The organism is Yersinia kristensenii (assembly GCF_900460525.1).
In the GTDB taxonomy this organism is placed as follows: Bacteria; Pseudomonadota; Gammaproteobacteria; order Enterobacterales; family Enterobacteriaceae; genus Yersinia; species Yersinia kristensenii.
Genome location: NZ_UHIY01000001.1, coordinates 1,857,588 through 1,879,632, shown reverse-complemented (window position 1 = coordinate 1,879,632; position 22,045 = coordinate 1,857,588). Strand labels below are relative to the sequence as shown.

Genomic DNA, 22,045 nt, shown 5'->3' with positions numbered 1-22,045 from the left:
CAGCTAGGCAGCAAACGAGTAAATCCCGTTGAGCTTACACAGGTAAGTGATTCGGGTGACAAATCTGCTGGGAGCAGATAACAACGCTGCGACATCAAGAATGAAGGATTTATATGGAAATCTATCTGGTCGGCGGTGCCGTACGCGACAGCTTATTAAACCTACCGGTCACCGAACAGGATTGGGTGGTGGTGGGGGCAACGCCAGAACAGCTGCTTGCACAGGGCTACCAACAGGTTGGTAAAGATTTCCCTGTCTTTCTTCACCCGGTCAGCCATGAAGAATATGCGTTAGCCCGCACCGAACGTAAATCAGGTCAGGGCTATACTGGTTTCACTTGCTACGCCGCCCCTGATGTCACATTGGAAGAGGATTTACTGCGCCGCGATTTGACCATCAACGCCATTGCCCGCAGTAGTGAGGGAGAGTTATTTGATCCCTACAATGGCCGACAAGATTTGGAGAACCGCGTGTTACGCCATGTCTCTGATGCTTTTGGTGAAGATCCACTGCGTGTTTTGCGTGTCGCCCGCTTCGCTGCCCGTTTTGCCCACTTGGGCTTTACTGTCGCCCCAGAGACTCAATCATTGATGGCCTCAATGGCCAAAAGCGGCGAACTTTCGGCTTTGACACCAGAACGTGTGTGGAAAGAGACTGAAAAAGCACTGAAAACCCAAAGCCCGCAGATCTATTTTCAGGTATTACGCGATTGCGGTGCACTGGCTGTGCTGTTCCCCGAAATTGAGCGCCTATTTGGTGTGCCTGCACCAGAAAAATGGCATCCGGAAATTGATACCGGCATCCACACTCTGATGACGCTAGCTATTGCCGCTCAACTCAGCCCCGAAGTTGATGTGCGCTTTGCTGCACTTTGCCATGATTTAGGTAAAGGGCTGACACCGAAAGAGTTTTGGCCCCATCATCATGGACACGGCCCCGCAGGAGTCAAATTAGTCGAGCAGTTATGCCAGCGTTTACGTGTGCCGAATCCAGTGCGTGATTTAGCTAAACTCGTGGCGGAATACCATGATCTCATTCATACAGTGAATAAACTCCGCCCTGAAACTCTGCTTAAATTGTTCGATACTATTGATGTCTGGCGCAAACCAGAGCGCCTTGAGCAGATGATAATGACCAGCGAGGCAGATGCCCGGGGCCGCACCGGGTTTGAAGAAAATCCTTATCCACAGGGCGATTACTTACGCGCGGCATACCGTATTGCCAATGGAGTATCGGTGCAGGAAGTGGTCGCCAGTGGGCTACAAGGTTTGGCTATTCGAGATGAACTGAAACGCCGCCGCCAACAAGCCTTAGCCCAATGGAAACAAACTCAAGAAGTGATTTTACCCTAAATCATTCTCGCGCTATAAAACAAAAAAAGCCCTGATTATTCAGGGCTTTTTTTTCGTTTACAGACCAGAACACTGTTACATAAAGACCCAGTAGACCGCTGCCGCGACAATAAAGCGATAAATCGCAAAAGGCACGAAAGAGATACGTTTAATCAGTGACAGGAAGGTTTTGATGGCAATCAGTGCGACGATAAATGCAGTAATAAACCCGACGGCAAACATCGGTAAATCGCCCCAGCTCAGGAAATGTAGGCTTTTATACAAATCTAAAGCGCTGGCCCCAAGCATCATCGGAACGGCCAAAATAAAGGAAAATTCAGAGGCCGCATAGCGGTTCACACCGACTAACATCCCGCCTGAAATTGTTGCACCGGATCGCGAGAAACCTGGCCATAATGCCAAACACTGAAAACAACCAATAGCAAAGGCTTGGCGATAGGTAATATCATCCAGCCCAATGGCCTTAGGATTTTTAGGTTTAAACCACTCTGCGGCCAGTAAGAGCAAACCGCCAGCGACCAATGCGTACATGACACTTTGCGGATTAAATAACGATTTAATGACGTCGTGGAAAGCCAATCCCAAACCGACCGCAGGGATCATCGCCAGTAAAATATGGCCCAATGTTAAGTGCCCGCTGGTTTTACCCTCATGAGGCACTTTGCCAAAATGGATACCAATAAGCCCGAATAAGCGCCGCCAGAACACCACCACCACGGCCAAAATCGACCCTAACTGAATAATGACTTCAAAGGTTTTTGCTTTGTCGCCAGTAAAGCCCAATAGCTCACCAACAATAATCATATGCCCAGTAGATGAAACCGGCAGGAACTCAGTCAGCCCTTCAACCACGCCCAAAACAAAAGCTACAAACAGCGAATACATATCCGTCATCTACGATACCCAATGCCCTGTAATAGAAATCCACAAAAAACGGCAATGTGAAAAATTATATTGGCCGTTAACAAAATCATGCCGTTCAATTTCAGTATGTAAAAAATATTACGTTAATCAATAATTCAGACCACATTATCTATATAGCGTTGCATTTTTATGTCGTGGCGTAATAAAAATCAGTGAGGTCGCTGACCGCGCTCAATCACCACACCGACATTGCGCGCCTGAGCGACCGCCCCCGGTTTACTCACCTTAATCCGCACCCAAGGTGACTTAAACTGCTGTAACAATAGCTCGGCAATCTCTTCAGCGACCCGCTCGACCAGCGCAAAACGCTGAGATTCTACGTGTTTGATAACGGCGTCACTAATATCTGCGTAGCTCAGACAATCATTTACATCATCACTGGCAGCGGCTTTACGGTTATCCCAACCCATTTCGATATCGAACACCAACTTCTGTTGAATAGTCTGTTCCCAGTCATAAACACCGATGGTGGTTATGACACTGAGTTCCTCAATAAATACGATGTCCATCACGTCATTCTCTGTTTTTGTGCCTGCCGGATACCACTTCCAGCCGAATATGCGTATTATCCACTGATGTTGCGATTAAAACGACCATTATTCAACAGGGCGGTGTTATGAGTGCTATCGCGCTTGGCATGATTATCTTCGCGTATTTGTGTGGCTCTATTTCCAGCGCTGTTCTGGTGTGCCGGGTTGCCAAGCTACCAGATCCGCGTGAACATGGCTCCGGTAATCCCGGTGCCACCAACGTGCTGCGCATCGGTGGCCGCACCGCCGCCGCCACAGTATTGATTTTCGACGTGCTGAAAGGCATGTTGCCCGTTTGGATAGCTTATCTGCTGCACGTTTCGCCACTGTATCTGGGTCTTACCGCGATTGCAGCCTGTCTTGGCCACATTTATCCGGTATTTTTCCACTTTAAAGGTGGCAAAGGCGTCGCCACGGCATTTGGCGCCATCGCCCCCATTGGCTGGGATCTCACTGGCCTAATGACCGGCACTTGGCTGCTGACGGTTTTACTCAGCGGCTATTCATCTTTAGGTGCAATTATCAGCGCCTTGATCGCACCATTTTACGTCTGGTGGTTCAAACCACAATTCACCTTCCCGGTCGCCATGCTTTCCTGCCTAATTCTGATGCGCCATCATGACAATATCCAACGTTTATGGCGCGGCAAAGAAAGTAAGATTTGGGATAAACTCAGAAAGAAAAAACAAAAAACGCCCGCTGAAGAAGCCGCAGAATTGGAAGAGAAAGAAGATTAGTTTACCTCTCCCGCCCAATAAAGAATGGCTGAGCGGGAGCGAGGCAAGGCGCAAGGAATTGAGAGAGCGGAGCATACATCAGTATGTGAGCATCGCGAGATGACGCGGCAACACAGCCACAGCCCCACTCAGACTTTCGACATCAATAAAGAATGACTGAGCGGAAGCGAGGCAAGGCGCAAGGAATTGAGAGAGCGGAGCATACATCAGTATGTGAGCATCGCGAGATGACGCGGCAACACAGCCACAGCCCCACTCAGACTTTCTGATCAGACTTTCGGCAATTCTGCCAACGGCCAGCGCGGCCGCACCGACACACTCAATTCACTATTCACACCACTTTTCAACCGGATCAACCCAGCATAGGCGATCATCGCGCCATTATCGGTGCAAAATTCTGGGCGGGCGTAGAACACTTCACCGCCACGCTTTTGCATCATTTCGGCCAATTTGCTGCGTAAAGTACGGTTAGCACTCACACCACCAGCAATCACTAAGCGTTTAAAGCCGGTTTGATCCAGTGCGCGTTTTGATTTGATTGCCAGTGTATCAACGACTGCATCTTCAAAAGCACGCGCAATATCGGCACGAGTCTGGTCATCATCGCCATTGGAACGAACAGTGTTCGCAGCGAAGGTTTTCAGGCCGGAAAAACTAAAATCCAGCCCTGGGCGGTCAGTCATTGGCCGCGGGAAAGTAAAGCGCCCTGCGGTGCCAAGCTGTGCCATACGCGACAACATTGGCCCACCAGGGTAATCCAGTCCGAGTAATTTAGCTGTTTTATCAAAGGCTTCACCCGCCGCATCATCGACAGATTCGCCCAATAACAGATATTCGCCAATGCCGGTCACGCTAATTAATTGCGTGTGACCGCCGGAGACAAGAAGTGCAACAAACGGGAATTCCGGTGCGTTATCTTCCAACATAGGTGCCAATAAGTGGCCTTCCATATGATGAACCGGCACGGCGGGAACACCCCAGGCAAAAGCTAATGCCCGGCCTATAGTGGCACCGACCAACAATGCACCGACCAATCCTGGGCCTGCGGTATACGCCACACCATCAATGTCTTTGGCGCTCAAATTGGCTTCTTTCAATGCAGCCTGAATCAATGGCACTGTTTTGCGCACATGATCACGGGAAGCCAGCTCAGGCACAACGCCGCCATAATCAGCATGCAATTTAACTTGACTGTACAATTGGTTAGCTAACAGACCGGTTTCATCGTCATACACTGCAATTCCGGTTTCATCGCAGGACGTTTCTATACCCAAAACTCGCATTACATTTCCCATCATTCACGTGCGGCCGATAGTTTAGCATAACCGCGTCGCCCGTCATGATTTCTGATACCAAATTGAACGAGAAAACGGCATTTTGGCCATCCAATGCCATGAATGTTGTTGATAGTTGTCACATTTGAAAATAACGTTGATAAATTCGATCAATAGCTCTGTTTAGTATATAATCAGCGGCCGTCGCACTCTCGGCACCAACTTTCTTGTAAAGAACGGGGGCGACATCACAGGGGCGTGCCTGTTTCAATTTGCTGTGGTGCTTTACAAAGCAGCATCCATTGAAGTAAAATTCCGCACCATTTTGAGAAGGCTGGCGATTGGCCAGCAGCAAACCGATTTCTATTGAGGTGAGAGGCACATGCCGGTAATTAAAGTACGTGAAAACGAGCCATTCGACGTAGCTCTTCGTCGTTTCAAACGCTCTTGCGAGAAAGCAGGTGTTTTAGCTGAAGTTCGCCGTCGTGAATTCTATGAAAAACCGACTACCGAACGTAAACGCGCTAAAGCTTCTGCTGTAAAACGTCACGCGAAGAAATTGGCTCGCGAAAACGCACGCCGCACTCGTCTGTATTAATTCTTCGGGGGTAACCCCACAGCGTAGTTTTTTATGTTCTAAGAACGCGCAGATCGAGTAGTTGCATACGAAGGCCGTGCCTTCCGAAAGGAATGCGCGGCTTGTTCTCGTTTATGGACTGACCGAATAGGGGCTTATGGCCGGACGAATTCCACGTGTATTTATCAATGACTTGCTGGCTCGCACTGACATCGTCGATCTTATCGATGCTCGGGTAAAGCTGAAGAAGCAAGGCAAAAATTATCATGCGTGCTGTCCGTTCCATCATGAGAAAACACCCTCATTCACCGTTAACGGCGAAAAACAGTTTTATCACTGTTTCGGCTGTGGTGCACATGGTAATGCTGTTGATTTCTTGATGAATTACGACAGACTTGAGTTTGTCGAAAGTATCGAAGAATTAGCCACAATGCATGGGCTGGAAGTGCCTTACGAGGCAGGAACCGGCACCACCCAGATTGAACGTCATCAACGGCAAAGTCTTTATCAACTGATGGAAAGCCTGAGCGCCTTCTATCAACAGTCACTCAAGGGCCAGACCGCTAATCAGGCGCGCGAATACCTTAAACGTCGCGGCTTGAGTGAAGAAATCATCCAACATTTCGCAATAGGTTTTGCCCCTCCAGGTTGGGACAATGCTTTAAAACGTTTTGGGCGCGATGGTGAAAGCCGCACCGCGCTGAACGATGCCGGAATGCTGGTGACTAATGATACAGGGCGGACTTACGATCGTTTTCGTGAGCGCGTCATGTTCCCCATCCGTGATAAACGCGGGCGAGTAATCGCTTTTGGTGGGCGAATTCTGGGTGACGGAGTGCCGAAATACCTCAACTCCCCGGAAACCGAAATTTTTCATAAGGGCCGCCAGTTATACGGCTTGTATGAAGCGCAAGTGAATCACCCTAACCCAACACGGCTACTTGTGGTCGAGGGTTATATGGATGTGGTGGCACTGGCGCAATTTGGTATTGATTATGCCGTTGCTTCACTTGGCACAGCGACGACTGCGGAACATATTCAATTATTATTCCGCGCTACAGATAACGTAATTTGTTGTTATGACGGCGATCGTGCAGGTAGAGATGCGGCCTGGCGTGCATTAGAAACGGCGCTGCCCTATCTAAATGATGGGCGTCAGCTACGCTTTATGTTTTTGCCTGATGGTGAGGACCCAGATACTCTGGTGCGTAAAGAAGGGAAAGATGCATTCGAACAACGGATGGAGGAGGCGCAGCCACTCTCAACTTTCTTGTTCGAAACATTGATGCCACAAGTGGATTTGAGCAGCCCAGACGGGCGAGCTAAATTAAGCACTCTGGCACTTCCTTTAATCAGCCAGGTACCCGGTGAAACCTTACGGCTTTACCTCCGCCAGCAGCTCGGTAATAAGTTGGGCCTGCTTGATGACAGCCAATTAGACAAGCTGATGCCGAAACTGGCTGAAAATACAAATAGCTATCAGCCGCCCCAGCTAAAACGCACAACCATGCGTATACTTATAGGGCTACTGGTTCAAAATCCGCAACTCGCAACACTCATCCCGTCATTACAGGGCGTAGAGCAAGCTAAGTTAGCGGGTTTACCGTTATTTATAGAATTGGTTGAAACCTGTTTGGCTCAACCAGGGCTGACAACCGGGCAGTTATTAGAACTGTATCGTGATAATAAATTCAGCCAACAGCTTGAAACTCTCGCAACATGGAACCACATGATTGTTGAGGATATGGTTGAACAGACTTTTGTCGACACGCTAACCAGCCTGTATGACTCCATATTGGAGCAACGCCAGGAAACACTCATAGCGCGTGATCGTACACATGGATTAAACGCCGAAGAACGTAAAGAACTTTGGTCTTTGAATCTGGCATTAGCCAGAAAAAAATGAATTACCTAACGGCTTAATTGCCGATAAATGTGGGGGCAAATCCCCACAATATGCCGTCATAGCGGGCCACGGCGACAAAAAAAAGCCCCAAATGCTATTGTTGGCGGTTTCGCCGACCGACACCAACCCAAATACTCTGAAGTGTGGATACCGTCTTATGGAGCAAAACCCGCAGTCACAGCTGAAGCTACTTGTCACCCGTGGTAAGGAGCAAGGCTATCTGACCTATGCTGAGGTCAATGACCATCTGCCGGAAGATATCGTCGATTCCGATCAGATCGAAGACATCATCCAGATGATTAATGACATGGGCATACAGGTGCTGGAAGAAGCCCCTGATGCTGATGATTTAATGCTGGCCGAGAACACCACTGATACCGACGATGACGCAGCTGAAGCTGCTGCACAGGTGTTGTCCAGTGTTGAATCCGAAATCGGGCGTACTACCGACCCGGTGCGCATGTACATGCGCGAAATGGGTACCGTTGAGCTATTGACGCGTGAAGGCGAGATTGATATCGCCAAACGTATCGAAGACGGTATCAATCAGGTGCAGTGTTCTGTTGCTGAATACCCTGAAGCGATTACTTATCTGTTGGAACAATATGATCGCGTCGAAGCGGGTGAAGCCCGTTTATCCGACCTAATCAACGGCTTTGTCGATCCCAATGCTGAAGAAGATATTGCGCCGACGGCGACTCACGTTGGTTCTGAATTATCCACTGAAGAAAGGGATGACGACGACGACAAAGAAGATGAAGACGAAGAAGAAGAAGAAGACGACAACAGCATCGATCCAGAGCTGGCACGCCAGAAATTCAGCGAATTGCGTGAACAGTATGAAAACACACGCATGGCAATCAAGAAAAATGGCCGTAGCCACGCCAGTGCTGCTGCCGAGATTCTGAATCTTTCTGAAGTGTTCAAACAGTTCCGTCTGGTACCGAAGCAGTTCGACTATCTGGTCAACAACATGCGTGCCATGATGGATCGCGTTCGTACTCAAGAACGTATCATCATGAAGCTGTGTGTTGAGCAGTGCAAAATGCCGAAGAAAAACTTCGTTACCCTGTTTGCCAGCAATGAAACCAGCGATACCTGGTTTGCAGCAGCGGTTGCTATGGGCAAACCTTGGTCTGAAAAACTGAAAGATGTTTCGGACGATGTGCAACGTAGCTTGCAGAAACTGCGTCAGATCGAAGAAGAAACCGGCCTGACTATTGAGCAAGTGAAAGACATCAACCGCCGTATGTCTATCGGTGAAGCAAAAGCGCGTCGTGCCAAGAAAGAAATGGTCGAGGCTAACCTGCGTCTGGTTATCTCTATTGCGAAAAAATACACCAACCGTGGCCTGCAATTCCTTGATTTAATTCAGGAAGGTAACATCGGTTTGATGAAGGCAGTAGATAAATTCGAATACCGTCGTGGTTATAAGTTCTCAACCTATGCAACTTGGTGGATTCGTCAGGCTATCACCCGCTCTATCGCGGACCAGGCACGTACCATTCGTATTCCGGTGCATATGATTGAGACCATTAACAAACTCAACCGTATTTCGCGCCAGATGCTGCAAGAGATGGGCCGTGAACCAACACCGGAAGAGTTGGCTGAACGCATGCTGATGCCGGAAGACAAAATCCGTAAAGTGTTGAAGATTGCGAAAGAGCCAATCTCAATGGAAACTCCTATCGGTGATGATGAAGATTCACATCTGGGTGATTTCATTGAAGATACCACTCTGGAGCTGCCGCTGGACTCTGCAACCTCTGAGAGCCTGCGCTCTGCCACTCACGATGTGTTAGCTGGCCTGACAGCGCGTGAGGCGAAAGTTCTGCGTATGCGTTTCGGTATCGATATGAACACTGACCACACTCTGGAAGAAGTGGGCAAACAGTTCGACGTCACCCGTGAACGTATCCGTCAGATCGAAGCTAAAGCATTGCGTAAATTGCGTCACCCAAGCCGCTCTGAAGTGCTGCGCAGCTTCCTGGACGATTAATAGTCCTGTTGCAGTGACAAGCCCAAAAAACCCCGGCATGCCGGGGTTTTCTTTTTTGTTTAAAATTTGGACTATCAAGCTAATTTCGGCGTGCTCTTCTCTGCTATGTCCGTAAAAAACCTTAAATTTGCGCAGAAAACACCCATCTAACTCTTCAGCTCTAGACCGCAGGATAAAAACTACCGTATAATCAGCGCCCAAGTCTGGCCCCTTAGCTCAGTTGGTTAGAGCACGCGACTCATAATCGCTTGGTCACTGGTTCAAGTCCAGTAGGGGCCACCAAATTTTAGCTGTTAAATCAGTACATTAAGCCACTTTTAAACGAGTGGCTTTTTTGTATCTGAAAGTTATTGGCGGCAAAAAGGCGACAGAATTGTTCTCCCATTAGATTCTGTGCTGTCTTTCCTGATCCTAAACAGCTATCTAAAAATGTTAATCCAGAGAAAGGTTTTTCAAAAATGACAGATCCGCATTTTCACGGTCTGTTGATTTGCTGATATTTTCCCACTCATACTCGACTTTACTGCGCGCCGCTTCAACCATTTTCACCGCAAATAACGCATCGCTGCCCAGTAGCAAGTGATAAGGAAGTTCGCTCTTCCTTGATAAGGAAAAAATCACCGCAGCGTATTTATCAAGATCACCTATTTCATTGCCAGACAATCTGTCCGTCATTGCCAACATATGCCCTACACTTTCTTCATACTCAGGCATCAATACCTGTGGATTATCTTTAGCCAGCGACGCCCATATCCGTAACCGCGATCGTGCCAGAGTGGCTTTTGCTATTCAGATTTAAGAGGTAACCAGATGTCAGCGCCATGTCCATTACTACCGCCTGCACTTAAAATCGGTGACACAATCGGTTTTTTCTCTGCTTCAGCGCCAGCGACTGTCTCCGCGAATCACCGTTTTAATCGTGCTCAAGATTATCTCAGAGCTAAAGGGTTTAATTTACAGGCCGGTATGCTGACAGGAAAATCGGATTTCTACCGTTCAGGTTCTATTTTGGCGCGGGCAGAAGAGCTGAACAGATTGATCCGCGATCCTAATGTTAATTGTATTATGTCAACTATCGGAGGCTATAACAGTAACTCATTACTGCCCTATATCGATTATAGTGCGTTGCAAGCGAACCCCAAGATTATCATCGGATATTCAGATAGCACCGCCTTGTTATTGGGAATTTATGCCCGCACAGGTCTTATTACATTTTATGGGCCAGCATTGATCCCTTCATTTGGTGAGTTCCCACCTCTGGTCGATGAAACATATAATAATCTTGCAGCTATTCTGATTGAACAACCTCCATTACCTTATTCTTACCCATTACCGAGCTATTGGAGTGATGAACGCATCAACTGGAACGATCAACAACCGATCCGGCCTAAAACACTTTACAACAATAATTGCCAATTTATCGGTAGCAACAGCGTATCCGGACGGGTTATTGGTGGAAATCTTAATACGCTATCGGGCATATGGGGGAGTGTGTATATGCCTGAGATTATGGCCGGCGATATTATTTTTATTGAAGACAGCCTTAAAGATATCGCGACTGTAGAACGTTCATTCGCGATGTTGGCATTAAATGGCATATTTGATCGTGTTGCTGCCATTATTTTAGGTAAACATGAGGGCTTCGACGATGCTGGAAGTGGCCGTACCCCCTATGATGTATTAAAGGAAGTATTAGGAACCAAAACATTACCAATAGTGAATGGGTTCGACTGTTGTCACACACACCCGATGCTGACATTGCCTTTAGGCTGCCAAATCATGATCGATTTTGACTGCCAGCAAGTCTCACTGATAACACCTTATCTTAAATAAAAATCAAAAAAGAGGCGCCGCTTTCACTGGCACCTCAAACATCAAAGAATAATAATAGAATTCAAGGATAGATTTTATATTTCTCGCGTAACTTCAAATAATTATCAACCCCGGGCTGCCAGTAAGACTCCAGATAATGAATGGTCTCATCGACAGTCAATTTCTTCTCGTTGGCTTCTTCCATTAATTTAACTAAATTACGGGTGCCCGTTAATTTCGCTAACCAAAGAGGGCGTATTAAGAAATACTTTTCCTGATAATCCAGGTAATTTTCCTCACTTTGCGGTGGGACGACCATTGAATAACCGGCCTCTTTAAATTTGAACCACCATTCAACAAAGTAACCTATTGTTGGCTTAAAGTCGGATATATTAATGGCAGCAAATTTTTCGCCACATACTTCTTTGCCTGCTTGTGGCCAGCCTGTTTTTTGCTGGTTAATGTCGACGTGATAGCAGGTATTAGTATAAAAATACTTAGATGGGAAACCTAATTGTTCAAAGGGGTGATCAGAACCTCGCCCCATATTGACACTAGTGGCTTCAAATAATCCCAAAGAAGGGTAAAGCTGAATAGCCAAATCACTGCGTAAATTTGGCGAAGGTCTTACTGGCAATGAATAAGGCAAATCATGTGTGTAATTCTCCATGGCGATGACAGTCAAATCCTCAGGTGGAAACTGATAAGCTTTGATGCCAAATGCCTGCCAATTAGAATCATCAAAATGCGTTAGCCAGCCCTCATTAACTATCATGCGGGCAAACTCCCCTGATGTCAGCCCATGCACCATCGGGATAGGATGCATACCAATACCAGAAATATTCTCTTCTTCGAGAATAGGCCCATAGACATAATTTCCGAGTGGGTTAGGCCGATCAAATACCATAAATTGTTTATGATACTTTTGCAGGCTTTCCAACATATGATGCATAGAAATGGTATAGGTAAAATAACGAACACCTACATCCTGTAAATCATAAATAACGATATCAACATCAGATAACTGCGCTTCAGTGGGATGTGCCCGCACACGCCCATCTTTATCTCTCCCATATAAAGAAATAATAGGGAGGCCGCTCTGTTTATCGATGTGATTATTATCCCCTAATCCGGCATCTGCATTCCCACGGATACCGTGCTCAACGGAGAATAATTTTTTTACAGTAAAATGGAATTTATCTTGTTCAGATAACAATTTGTCGATGGTATGACGCCCTTCTTTGTTAATCGAGCTTTGGTTGACCATCAAACCCACTCGTTTATTTTTTAACAGTGGCCCATAAACATCTTCCTGATCAACGCCTAAAATAATTTCTTGGGTAACGCTGGCATAGCCAGCGCTGATAAAAAACAATGAACATAGACATAGTAATATCTGCAGGAAATACCTCATCCTTTGTCTCTCACAATGAATAAATTGATGTTCTGATATATCTTATCAATTATCAGAAATTATGTCTTATCTCCACGGCCCAAAACCAAAAGTTGTTACTGGTTTTGTTGCTATTCGTCCAAGTTTGCTCTGGGCGATAATAGGTATCGGCAAATATTGATGTTTGCTTCGTCACTGGATAAAGCATTTGTAAACCATAGCGGCTACGATTTTTTTCTTTATACACAGTTTCATGATTATTCGAGTCACGGAAACTCTGTCTACCTTTCACCAGAGCCAGACGCGTATAAGGCATAAACAGAAGACCATTATCAAACTTATGACGATAAATACCCCATAAGAAATGTTCTTTGTTATAAAGTGTATTGACCAATTGCTCATAAATGTACAAATAGTTTAACCAAAGTGAGTTCTTTTGATTAAAGGTGATATTTGCGCCAACAAAATGCTCATTTATTTGGCTCCAATCTCGTTTGTATACTCCATAACTCCCTTTGGCACGAGCATAGTCCAATTTACGGTCAATCAGGCGGAATGAGAAGCTGGCATTAAAGCTTAGATTCTCTGAGTATTTATAATACGCCTGTGGACGAATCCAAATTTCATGCCGCTCTTCACCTTTACGAACATCCCCTTTGTACTCAGGATCAGCTAATGCCGGATTACTTATTGAGGGATAATGCCAATTGTCATTACGATAACCTAAACGCAATTTTGTATTACCGCTCTTACCATCATAGGTGAAAGGAAACGTTCTGGTTACTCCCGCCTGCCAACGTGTACGATCATATTCTGGGTTGTTATCTAGATATGTTTTCAAAAACTGTACATCATATAGCCACAATGAATCATTCTGATAAATATAGGCTCCGACATAAGGTGAGGTTGCCATGCTACCTTTAATAAACTTCCAACTGTCATCACTGTCTATTTCTTGCTCTGCACCTATATAAGTTTCGAAGTTCCAGGCTTTTTGTTTTAACTTATCTTGCGCCTCTTTTTTTTCCAGTTCTATTTGTTGGATTCTTTTATTTAATTTATTAATTTCCTGATCATAATCAGTTTCAAATTCATCGGCTAATACAGGTAAGCACAGTGTTAGGGCGCAGAAAACCACAAATCCTTTTAAGATATTCATTTTACCTTCCGCTATTTTATAACATCGTTAGTCCATAGCCACGTGGATAGAGTATCTGGCTATTATCAGGTGTTCTAATATCTACTGGTAATTTACCCTGTGGTTTGGCCAGTACATCTAATTTCCCTTTTGGCCCCTGAAACAGGGTTCTTAGTCCACTGCGAATATTAGTTTCCAAACTGTTTCGCACATTATTGGTAACATCAAAACCCGTGATACCATAAATAGCAATATTAGCCTTTACTCCGGATAAATAAGCAATATCGTAAGGATTCCGACTAGATACCACAACCAAAGGAATGTTAGCTTTATTGGCTTCATCTATAATCCTCTGCGCATTAACGGGATTAAGCTTCAGATTGTAAGTCGCAAGAATAATAAAGTTTTTATCTTTAATTTTCTTTGCTATGTCTTCTGCATTTACATCGTTCTTATCCAACTTAATGACTTCACTGTTAACGGAAAAGTTAACCTTAAATTCATTAGCAATATCATCAAGATGTTTAGCAATGAGTTCGTTACGTGGTTTCTCATCAGAGAATACCATTATTTTATTTTGTGGCTTAACTTGATAGGGAAGAACATTATCATTTTTAATCAGTGTAATTGCCTGTTCAGAAATGAAATTTTCAATGTCCTTATGATTTTTGGATGCGACGACCTTTTCCGCTGTAGCAATATCATGAGGTTCAGGAGAAATACGCTTATTCAGTTTGGTGTAAATTACCCGCTGTGCTGCATCCTCAATACGTTGTTTAAGTGCAGGATCTTTTGCAGCTTCAGTTTTTAAATAATTATAAAGTGCATTGAGTTGTTCAGTACTGGCGCTATTTTTAATTTCCATTGGCATTAAGATAATATCATTACCTGCCATAATAGCCTGCTTGATAGACCAATGACTGTCAAAGTTACTGGTAATCGCCCCCATATCCATAGCATCTGTCAGGATCAAACCATCAAACTTGAGTTGATTGCGTAAAATATCAGTCAGAATGGGCTTTGATAATGTTGCTGGAGTGCCCACTTCTTCGCCCTTAATATTTGTTAACATTGAATTATCCAGGGCTGGCACCACTACATGGGCAGTCATAATTGCATCAGTAACTGGCATGACTTCGACGAAGGGCTTCAGTTCGACTTGCTGCCATGCGGCTTTATCAATATTGACCGTCGGCAAGGAAAAATGCGTATCTGAGGTAACATTGCCATGGCCAGGGAAATGTTTGAGTGAGGTGAGTACATTATATTTGTGAATGCCACTGATATAACTACGAGCTAACTCCCCCACCAATACCGGATTATTTGAATAAGATCGCACGCCAATAACAGGGTTATTCTGGTTATTATTGACATCTACGACTGGACCAAAATTAAAGTTAAAACCTAAGCTGGATAATTCATAGCCATGGATACTTCCAGCCTGCTGAGCAAACTTGGATGATCCCGTCGCACCTAATGCCATATTCCCCGGCATTTCAGTACCGACACGTAGACGGGTGACATACCCCCCTTCTTGATCGGTGCTAATAAATAGAGGGAGATTACTACGCGCTTTCTGAAGATTATTAATTAACTCGACTGTTTGTGGCGTATCAATCAGATTTTCACGGAAAAGAATAATAGAACCTAAATGATAATCGCGAATCATCTTACTGACAGAGTCATTAATTTCAATGAATGCAGTTTTATCACGGTTATCAGAATGACTCCATGAGCGAATATCAACCATCAATATTTGCCCCAGTTTTTCTTCAAAACTCATTTTAAATGTTATTTTTTCAGCTGATATTTTAGGTGATAACCACATTTCTTTAAGTTGTGCATCGGGAATAACATCTGCATAAGTACAGCTGCTAAATAAGAGAATCGCGGATATTACTTTTTTCATTAACTCCTCCATTAGTTATGCTTGCCGGGCGATTTTACTTTTTAGCACACATAATAAAGTGACAATTATCACAGTTGATTGATTCGCCTTTTTTACCTTAAAAGGAATAATAGCATTTCTTTTCCTGCATTTCATTTCAGAAATGCCGCTATATAAGGTGATAAGATCAGGAATAATTTTTCACCATCAGGAATATTTATTATAAAATCATTTAATAGTTATTGAGATATGCAGGCAATTTCTGACGAAAAAGAAACAACAAATCTAAAACCGGCAATGAGATAATTAATTCATATCACTTTCATTGCCTTAGTTTTTATAAAATAACCAATCAAAGCATCAATCATCCAGATTATTTATTGTCATACTTGCATTCAGAATCAAGGGTTTAGCCATTTCTTTTCGTTGCTGCATCAACGCCAAGAATATCAGATCGGTTAAGGTATTTTGAGCCGTTCTGGAAGAAATTGAAGAGCTGCGCCACTCATTTTCATCTGAAATACTTTCAAGGACATAATCTGCAATTTTAGCCAACGGAGAAACTTTACTGCCCGTAATCGCAATGACTGTTGCCCCTTGTGCTTTGGCGACTGTTGCGGCGATTTTCATGTCTTTTCTTCTGCCGGTAAAAGAAAGAACAATCTGCACATCTTTAGGTGTGAGAGTGAGGGCGGCGGCAATCTGTACGTGGAGGTCGGCTTCAACCAGAGTCATTATACCTATTTTCTGCAATTTATAGCTTAGATCTTTTGCTGTAAGTCCAGACCCCCAAATACCCACTATCTGTACTCGCTGAGCAGCATTAATGAGCGAGACCACTTGCTGAAAAACGGAGAAATTAATTTTCCGTGTTGTCTCCATAATCGATGCCGTCTTCTCATGCGCAAGTTTTTGCGCCATCACCATCAATGAGTCTTCGGATGAAATAGAGTTATGTAGCGCTTTATGTGGATAGGATTTAAATAAATTATTCTTGCTTAATTCTTCACTGATGGCGATTTTTAGTGCTGGAAAGCCTTTCATGCCAATCTTCTGACTAAATTTCACAATAGCTGATTGGCTGACTCCTGCATTTTCTGCGAACTGTGAGGAGGATATATTCAGTATGGATTCTGGATTATCCAGAATGTATTTCGCTATTTTTTGCTGATTTTCAGCCAATTCAGGCAGTAACCAGGTTATTTCATTTAAAATCGACATCAAAGGTTCCCGTTAAAGACAATAGATTATTCCAGCGCAAGCACCTTTTATGACTCAGGTGTAACTGCATAAATATTATGAAGATAATTTATTTATTTGTTCTGTTTTATCTGTACTTATTCCTCATAACCCCAGTCATTAGAATAGATTTTACCGTGATAATCATCACGTTTAATAAACAAATAATTCCTTAACATCGCCGATAATTTAAATAAAAGGAAGTCCCCATGAAGATTAATCTAAGCTCAATGGTTACGGAAAGCCGAAACCCCGCCAGTGCTCAAATTGATACGCTATCAACACTGGAGATACTCAAGGTTATCAATCATGAGGATAAAAAAGTGCCCTTCGCAGTGGAGGAAAAACTGCCCGAAATCGCCCAAGCTGTTTCTCTTATCGCAGAAGCTTTCGTGCTCGGCGGCAGATTAATTTATTGTGGCGCGGGGACTTCTGGGCGATTGGGGATTTTGGATGCTAGTGAGTGCCCGCCAACTTACGGTACGCCGCGAGATATGGTCATTGGCCTGATTGCTGGCGGAAACACAGCCATTCTACAAGCAGTTGAAAATGCAGAAGATAGCCGTGAAATGGGTGAGCAAGATCTGCGCAATCTCAATTTTAATGCCCGTGATGTGTTAGTGGGAATTGCAGCCAGTGGCCGCACACCTTATGTACTGGGGGCCATGGCCTATGCACGGCGTGTTGGGGCTAGCGTGGTGGCTATTTCCTGCAATCAAAATAGCGAAATGGGAAATGCGGCAGATATCGCCATTGAGCCTTTGGTCGGCCCGGAAGTGGTCACTGGGTCATCACGGATGAAAGCAGGAACTGCACAAAAGTTAATTCTGAATATGTTGACCACTGGCGCGATGATCCGTAGCGGAAAAGTTTATAGCAATCTGATGGTGGATGTTGAGGCGACAAATGCCAAACTGGTGCAGCGCCAGGTCGATATTGTGGTTCAGGCGACAGAGTGTTCCCCCGAGGATGCGCAAGAAGCGCTCAATGAATGTAACCGCCACTGTAAAACAGCCATTATGATGATCCTGAGTGGTATGTCTGCAGAGGAAGCAGCCGATATTCTCAAGAAAAATAAGGGATTTATTCGCAAAGCGCTACAGGAGATTAAAGCATAATCATGGCGAAAATAACGGGCACCACGATAGATCAAATTTTACTCTTCATTGGTGGGCGTCAAAATATCATCGTCTGCGGAAACTGCATGACGAGACTCCGTCTCACTTTAAAAGACCGTCAGCTGATACAACATGAAAGCTTAAAAAAAATCCCCGGGGTAATGGGGGTGGTGAATGGCGATGACCAATTACAAATCATTCTTGGGCCGGGCAAAGCCCAAACAGCCAGCGAAATGATGAACAAACTACTGAGTTCCGAACCTCAGCAACCAGTTGAAAATATTAATGATATTAATTTAAAGGTGTTAGCCAACCAAACAAAGCAGCAAATGAAAGCGAAACAACAAAGCGCGGTTCATAATTTTCTGACCAAATTCGCCACTATTTTTACCCCACTCATTCCCGGTTTTATTGCTGCGGGATTATTGCTGGGGATCGCAACCTTGCTCCAGCAAACATTGGCCTTGGATGGCGTGATTCAATCCCCATGGTTGGCGGCACTGATTGCTTACATGAAAGTATTCAGCATCGGTTTGTTTACCTTCCTCAGCATCCTGATTGGCTATAATACGCAGAAAGCCTTTGGCGGGACGGGAGTCAACGGCGCAATTATCGCTTCGCTCTTTATTTTACGCTATGTGCCGGAGGGCACTGTCGGCTACTACGGAGGAATGGATAACTTCTTTGGTCTGGCAATTGATCCACGCGGCAATATTATCGGCGTTTTGCTGGCCTGTATGCTGGGGGCGTGGATTGAGCGGCAAGTTCGCCGTTTTATCCCTGATAATCTGGATATGATCCTAACATCATCAATAACCTTGCTGATTACCGGTGCCATCACTTTTGTTGTCATTATGCCGCTGGGTGGCGAGTTGTTTAAGGGAATGTCATGGCTGTTTATGCACTTAAATGGCAACCCGTTCGGCACCGCGATTTTGGCGGGATTATTCCTGATTGCAGTCGTGTTTGGTATCCACCAAGGGTTTGTTCCGGTTTATTTCGCTTTAATGGATGCTCAAGGCTTTAACTCATTATTCCCTATTCTGGCCATGGCCGGTGCGGGCCAAGTGGGTGCAGCGCTGGCGCTTTATGCCCGCTCGCCAAAAGGTTCTGTGCTGCGAACCCAAATTAAAGGGGCTATTTTCCCCGGGTTACTCGGGATTGGGGAACCCCTTATTTATGGCGTGACATTACCGCGCCTGAAGCCCTTTATTACTGCTTGTTTAGGCGGCGCTGTCGGCGGTTTCTTTATTGGTCTGGTTGCTTGGTTGGGGCTGCCGGTTGGCCTGAATACGGTGTTTGGTCCATCGGGATTAGTGTCTATTCCGCTGATGACTTCAGCCCAAGGGATTTTTGCCGGGATGCTAGTTTATATAGCCGGTCTACTGATCTCATATACTGCTGGCTTTGTTCTGACATGGTTTTTCGGGCATAAAGACATTGATTTAAGCTAATTGCGATGATTGATTTGGCCCCGCTACACAGCAGGGCCGCTGCCCGCTACAAAAGTGGATTTTTATATAAATTATATCCCAACTGCTGAGCCACTGATGCCACCATTTTCTGGCCGCGTACGCTATTACCTACTGGGTCAAGGGGCGGCGAAAATGCAGCAATCCCCATGACACCCGGCACAACCGCCAAGATCCCGCCGCCGACGCCGCTTTTACCCGGTAACCCCACGGTATAAGCCCAATCACCTGAGCTGCCATACATCCCTTCCATGGTCATTTCAGCCAAAATAAATGGCATATTTGAGGCCGTCAGCACCTGTTTATGGGTTACAGGATTTCTGCCACCCGCCGCGAAAGTTGCCCCCATGGTGGCCAGCTCAATGGTACTGAACAATGTTGAACATTGGCGGGTGTAGACGTCACAGGCCTCCATCGGATCGCAATACATGGCTTGAGCCGAATAAAGTAGCCAGGCAATGGCCCGATTATGAAAGTTGGTGGTTTGCTCTGAATGGTTAACTTCATCCGAAAGTGCAATCGGCGCACCCGCCAGTTGCTGCTGAATATCCAAAATACGCGCCCAGCGCTCTTCCCGGCTGCTGGCCTTAATTGCACTCACTGTGGACATCGCCCCCGCATTTACCAGTGGTGACAATGGTTTGCCATTATGCAGCTCCAACGCAATCACCGAGTTAAAAGGCAAACCAGTAGGATCTGCACCTATCTTATCCTGCACTGCTTGTGGGCCAATATCTTCTAATGCCAAAGCAAGAGAACACACTTTCGAAATCGACTCTAAAGCAAAGCGAAAATCAGCATCGCCTTGTGAAATAATATCACCATCAACAGTGACAATGGCCAGCCCGGCAAGCTGACTGGGAACACTGGCCAGATACGGAATATAGCTGGCATTCTCCCCGCCAGCGAGTACGGAATATTGCGAATAAGCATCTTTAATAACTTGATTCAGGCGAGCTAGGTTAATAGTCATAACACTGACTCCAACACTTTATATTATTGAGCAGGGGGCTACAGCCACCCTGCATACAGAGAGGAAGGACATTAACTTTTTGGTATATCCGTCACCGGAGTGTTAATTGCCGCCGCCGTGACATCATTGGTATGTATCGCCGAAGTACTCGGGATCCCCGGGTGACCATTTTCTGCTTGCCAGGTAAATGGCGCAAAATCACTATTTGCATCACGCCAATGAGGCTTGCGAACGATATAAATCAAGAATGGCAATGCGACAAAGAACAGTGTAGAGGCAATCAGAATACCGACATATTCTGTTGGGCTGCCCACGGAGATTTGGCTAGGAGGAATAAAGCTGAATACGAAAGCTAGAATTGAGCCAATAAGCCCCGCGCCGCCAATGATCCACATACCAATCGCCCCTCCGGGAATATGATATGGCCGAGGGCGATTCGGCTGACTGTAGCGCAGATAAATAGCCGAACTGAACATCAGCATATACATAATAAGGTACAAAATAACCGTCATCTGGCTCATTATCTGGTATGCCGCCTGCACCGAAGGTAATACTACAAACAGTATCGCCAATAAAGAAACAAGCAGCGCTTGTAGCAGTAGAATATGGGTCGCCATGCCATTCTTATTGGTATGTTGCCACCAGCGCGGCAGATAGCCCGCTTTCGCCACCACCAGCAAACCCGAGGACGGGCCGGCAACCCAGGTCACTACCCCCGCCAAGACCCCAATAGCTAACGCAAAAGCAACAACTGGCCCCAACCATTCCAAATGCGCCCACTTGAACATATCGTCATAAGCCACCAACAGGCTTTGCGTCAGGCTAATTTCAGATTGTGGAATAATAAAGGCAATTGCCAGAGTCCCTAATACGAAAATAAGTACCGTACCCACGGCTGACAACATAATGGCAATGGGATAATTTCTATTAGGGTTATCAACATCTTTAACATGAATGGCATTCATCTCCATACCGGCGTAGAACAAGAAAATACTGGCTGCCAGCACCACGTTATCAAAGTTGGAAAAATCAGGAACCACTTTATCCCAGGCTAAATCTATTTGTGGAGCTCCACCGCCAATTAAGTAAGAGAAACCCAACACAATCAAAATGATCGCAGGAATAATAGTCCCAATAATACCGCCCCATTTTGAAACTTTAGCGAATGTATCTACGCCTTTAAAAGCAATAAAGGTCGCGAGCCAATAAATAAATAGCACTATTCCTAAGACAAAGAATTTATTGGCAGACAGGGCCTCGTCCCATCGTTGTTCAGGGCCGATAAAGGCCAGTGATACGGCGGCAAAGGTCAGTGCGGTGGGGAACCAGACTGTCACTTCAATCCACAACATGAACATGGCGAGAAAAGCTAACCGGGGGCCAAATGCTTCGCCAACCCAGCGAAATACCCCTCCTTTCTCCGGCCAGCCTGTGGCTAATTCCGCCGCCACCAGTGATACAGGAATTAAGAAAAATACCGCGGCAAAGAGATAATAGAAAATTGAACTCAGGCCATATTCAGCTTCTGCGGGTAATCCTCTGAGGCTGACGACGGCGACAATATTCATGATTGCCAGTGTAGCAATACTCAGCTTTTTGACTGGAACAGGGGATTTACCTGTACCGGAAGTATTATTCGACATAATTTATCCACCTTATTCACGGGCATGACGCCGCCTTGATCTAAAGGTTAAAAATCAGAATAAAACCGCC

18 protein-coding genes and 1 tRNA gene are annotated in these 22,045 nt (G+C 45.4%); 9 read left to right on the top strand and 10 right to left on the bottom strand.

Annotated features, from left to right (window positions below; all coding sequences use genetic code 11):
* The first annotated feature begins 113 nt into the window (after positions 1 to 113).
* Positions 114 to 1,352: a multifunctional CCA addition/repair protein gene (locus DX162_RS08665; RefSeq protein WP_004390146.1), complete on the top strand. Its 1,239-nt coding sequence runs from the start codon at positions 114 to 116 to the stop codon at positions 1,350 to 1,352.
* 75 nt (positions 1,353 to 1,427) lie between these two features.
* Here DX162_RS08665 and bacA read toward each other — a convergent pair whose 3' ends face one another.
* Positions 1,428 to 2,246: an undecaprenyl-diphosphate phosphatase gene (gene bacA / locus DX162_RS08660; protein WP_004390147.1), complete on the bottom strand. Its 819-nt coding sequence runs from the start codon at positions 2,244 to 2,246 to the stop codon at positions 1,428 to 1,430.
* Positions 2,247 to 2,425: 179 nt separating this feature from the next.
* A complete protein-coding gene (folB, locus tag DX162_RS08655) occupies positions 2,426 to 2,785 on the bottom strand; it encodes a bifunctional dihydroneopterin aldolase/7,8-dihydroneopterin epimerase (RefSeq protein ID WP_004390148.1) in 360 nt (119 codons plus the stop codon).
* A gap of 107 nt (positions 2,786 to 2,892) precedes the next feature.
* On the opposite strand from folB, the gene plsY reads away from it, so the two are divergent.
* Positions 2,893 to 3,543: a glycerol-3-phosphate 1-O-acyltransferase PlsY gene (gene plsY / locus DX162_RS08650; RefSeq protein ID WP_025377005.1), complete on the top strand. Its 651-nt coding sequence runs from the start codon at positions 2,893 to 2,895 to the stop codon at positions 3,541 to 3,543.
* A gap of 269 nt (positions 3,544 to 3,812) precedes the next feature.
* Here plsY and tsaD read toward each other — a convergent pair whose 3' ends face one another.
* The gene (gene tsaD, locus DX162_RS08645) at positions 3,813 to 4,826 is read right to left on the bottom strand and encodes a tRNA (adenosine(37)-N6)-threonylcarbamoyltransferase complex transferase subunit TsaD (protein WP_032819640.1); all 1,014 of its coding nucleotides are present in this window, start codon (positions 4,824 to 4,826) and stop codon (positions 3,813 to 3,815) included.
* Between the two features lie 373 nt (positions 4,827 to 5,199).
* On the opposite strand from tsaD, the gene rpsU reads away from it, so the two are divergent.
* From rpsU to DX162_RS08625, 4 genes are all read left to right on the top strand, one after another.
* Positions 5,200 to 5,415, top strand: a complete 216-nt coding sequence (gene rpsU, locus DX162_RS08640) for a 30S ribosomal protein S21 (protein WP_001144069.1) — start codon at positions 5,200 to 5,202, stop codon at positions 5,413 to 5,415.
* Between the two features lie 136 nt (positions 5,416 to 5,551).
* On the top strand, positions 5,552 to 7,300 hold the full coding sequence (dnaG, locus tag DX162_RS08635; RefSeq protein WP_004390153.1) for a DNA primase: 1,749 nt from the start codon (positions 5,552 to 5,554) through the stop codon (positions 7,298 to 7,300).
* A 157-nt stretch (positions 7,301 to 7,457) separates the two neighbouring features.
* Positions 7,458 to 9,299 (top strand): RNA polymerase sigma factor RpoD, encoded by a 1,842-nt coding sequence (gene rpoD, locus DX162_RS08630; RefSeq protein ID WP_004390154.1) that lies wholly within the window; start codon positions 7,458 to 7,460, stop codon positions 9,297 to 9,299.
* A 205-nt stretch (positions 9,300 to 9,504) separates the two neighbouring features.
* A tRNA-Ile gene (locus DX162_RS08625) sits at positions 9,505 to 9,581 on the top strand.
* Between the two features lie 150 nt (positions 9,582 to 9,731).
* Here the strand turns inward: DX162_RS08625 and DX162_RS08620 are convergent.
* Complete coding sequence (locus DX162_RS08620) at positions 9,732 to 10,013, bottom strand: Rossmann-fold NAD(P)-binding domain-containing protein (protein ID WP_004390155.1); 282 nt, start codon at positions 10,011 to 10,013, stop codon at positions 9,732 to 9,734.
* A gap of 96 nt (positions 10,014 to 10,109) precedes the next feature.
* Between DX162_RS08620 and DX162_RS08615 the strand changes: the two genes are divergently transcribed.
* Positions 10,110 to 11,132: a S66 family peptidase gene (locus tag DX162_RS08615; RefSeq protein ID WP_004390156.1), complete on the top strand. Its 1,023-nt coding sequence runs from the start codon at positions 10,110 to 10,112 to the stop codon at positions 11,130 to 11,132.
* Positions 11,133 to 11,193: 61 nt separating this feature from the next.
* Here the strand turns inward: DX162_RS08615 and DX162_RS08610 are convergent, their stop codons facing one another.
* The 4 genes from DX162_RS08610 to DX162_RS08595 all read right to left on the bottom strand — a co-directional run bounded on the left by DX162_RS08610 (position 11,194) and on the right by DX162_RS08595 (position 16,751).
* Positions 11,194 to 12,525, bottom strand: a complete 1,332-nt coding sequence (locus tag DX162_RS08610) for an exo-beta-N-acetylmuramidase NamZ family protein (RefSeq protein ID WP_032819643.1) — start codon at positions 12,523 to 12,525, stop codon at positions 11,194 to 11,196.
* A gap of 52 nt (positions 12,526 to 12,577) precedes the next feature.
* Positions 12,578 to 13,663: a hypothetical protein gene (locus DX162_RS08605; RefSeq protein WP_004390158.1), complete on the bottom strand. Its 1,086-nt coding sequence runs from the start codon at positions 13,661 to 13,663 to the stop codon at positions 12,578 to 12,580.
* A gap of 16 nt (positions 13,664 to 13,679) precedes the next feature.
* Positions 13,680 to 15,551, bottom strand: coding sequence for a glycoside hydrolase family 3 protein (locus tag DX162_RS08600; RefSeq protein ID WP_032819644.1), 1,872 nt, complete (start codon positions 15,549 to 15,551; stop codon positions 13,680 to 13,682).
* Positions 15,552 to 15,890: 339 nt separating this feature from the next.
* Positions 15,891 to 16,751: an SIS domain-containing protein gene (locus tag DX162_RS08595; protein WP_004390160.1), complete on the bottom strand. Its 861-nt coding sequence runs from the start codon at positions 16,749 to 16,751 to the stop codon at positions 15,891 to 15,893.
* 227 nt (positions 16,752 to 16,978) lie between these two features.
* Between DX162_RS08595 and murQ the strand changes: the two genes are divergently transcribed.
* Together murQ and murP are read left to right on the top strand one after the other, a co-directional pair.
* Complete coding sequence (murQ, locus tag DX162_RS08590) at positions 16,979 to 17,887, top strand: N-acetylmuramic acid 6-phosphate etherase (protein WP_004390162.1); 909 nt, start codon at positions 16,979 to 16,981, stop codon at positions 17,885 to 17,887.
* A gap of 2 nt (positions 17,888 to 17,889) precedes the next feature.
* Complete coding sequence (gene murP / locus DX162_RS08585; protein ID WP_032819646.1) at positions 17,890 to 19,341, top strand: PTS N-acetylmuramic acid transporter subunit IIBC; 1,452 nt, start codon at positions 17,890 to 17,892, stop codon at positions 19,339 to 19,341.
* A 46-nt stretch (positions 19,342 to 19,387) separates the two neighbouring features.
* On the opposite strand, the gene glsA is transcribed toward murP, so the two are convergent.
* Together glsA and gadC are read right to left on the bottom strand one after the other, a co-directional pair.
* Positions 19,388 to 20,332 (bottom strand): glutaminase A, encoded by a 945-nt coding sequence (gene glsA, locus DX162_RS08580; protein ID WP_004390164.1) that lies wholly within the window; start codon positions 20,330 to 20,332, stop codon positions 19,388 to 19,390.
* A gap of 71 nt (positions 20,333 to 20,403) precedes the next feature.
* Entirely contained in the window at positions 20,404 to 21,975 is a 1,572-nt protein-coding gene (gadC, locus tag DX162_RS08575) for a glutamine/gamma-aminobutyrate antiporter GadC (protein WP_004390165.1), read from the bottom strand.
* Positions 21,976 to 22,045: the final 70 nt, after the last annotated feature.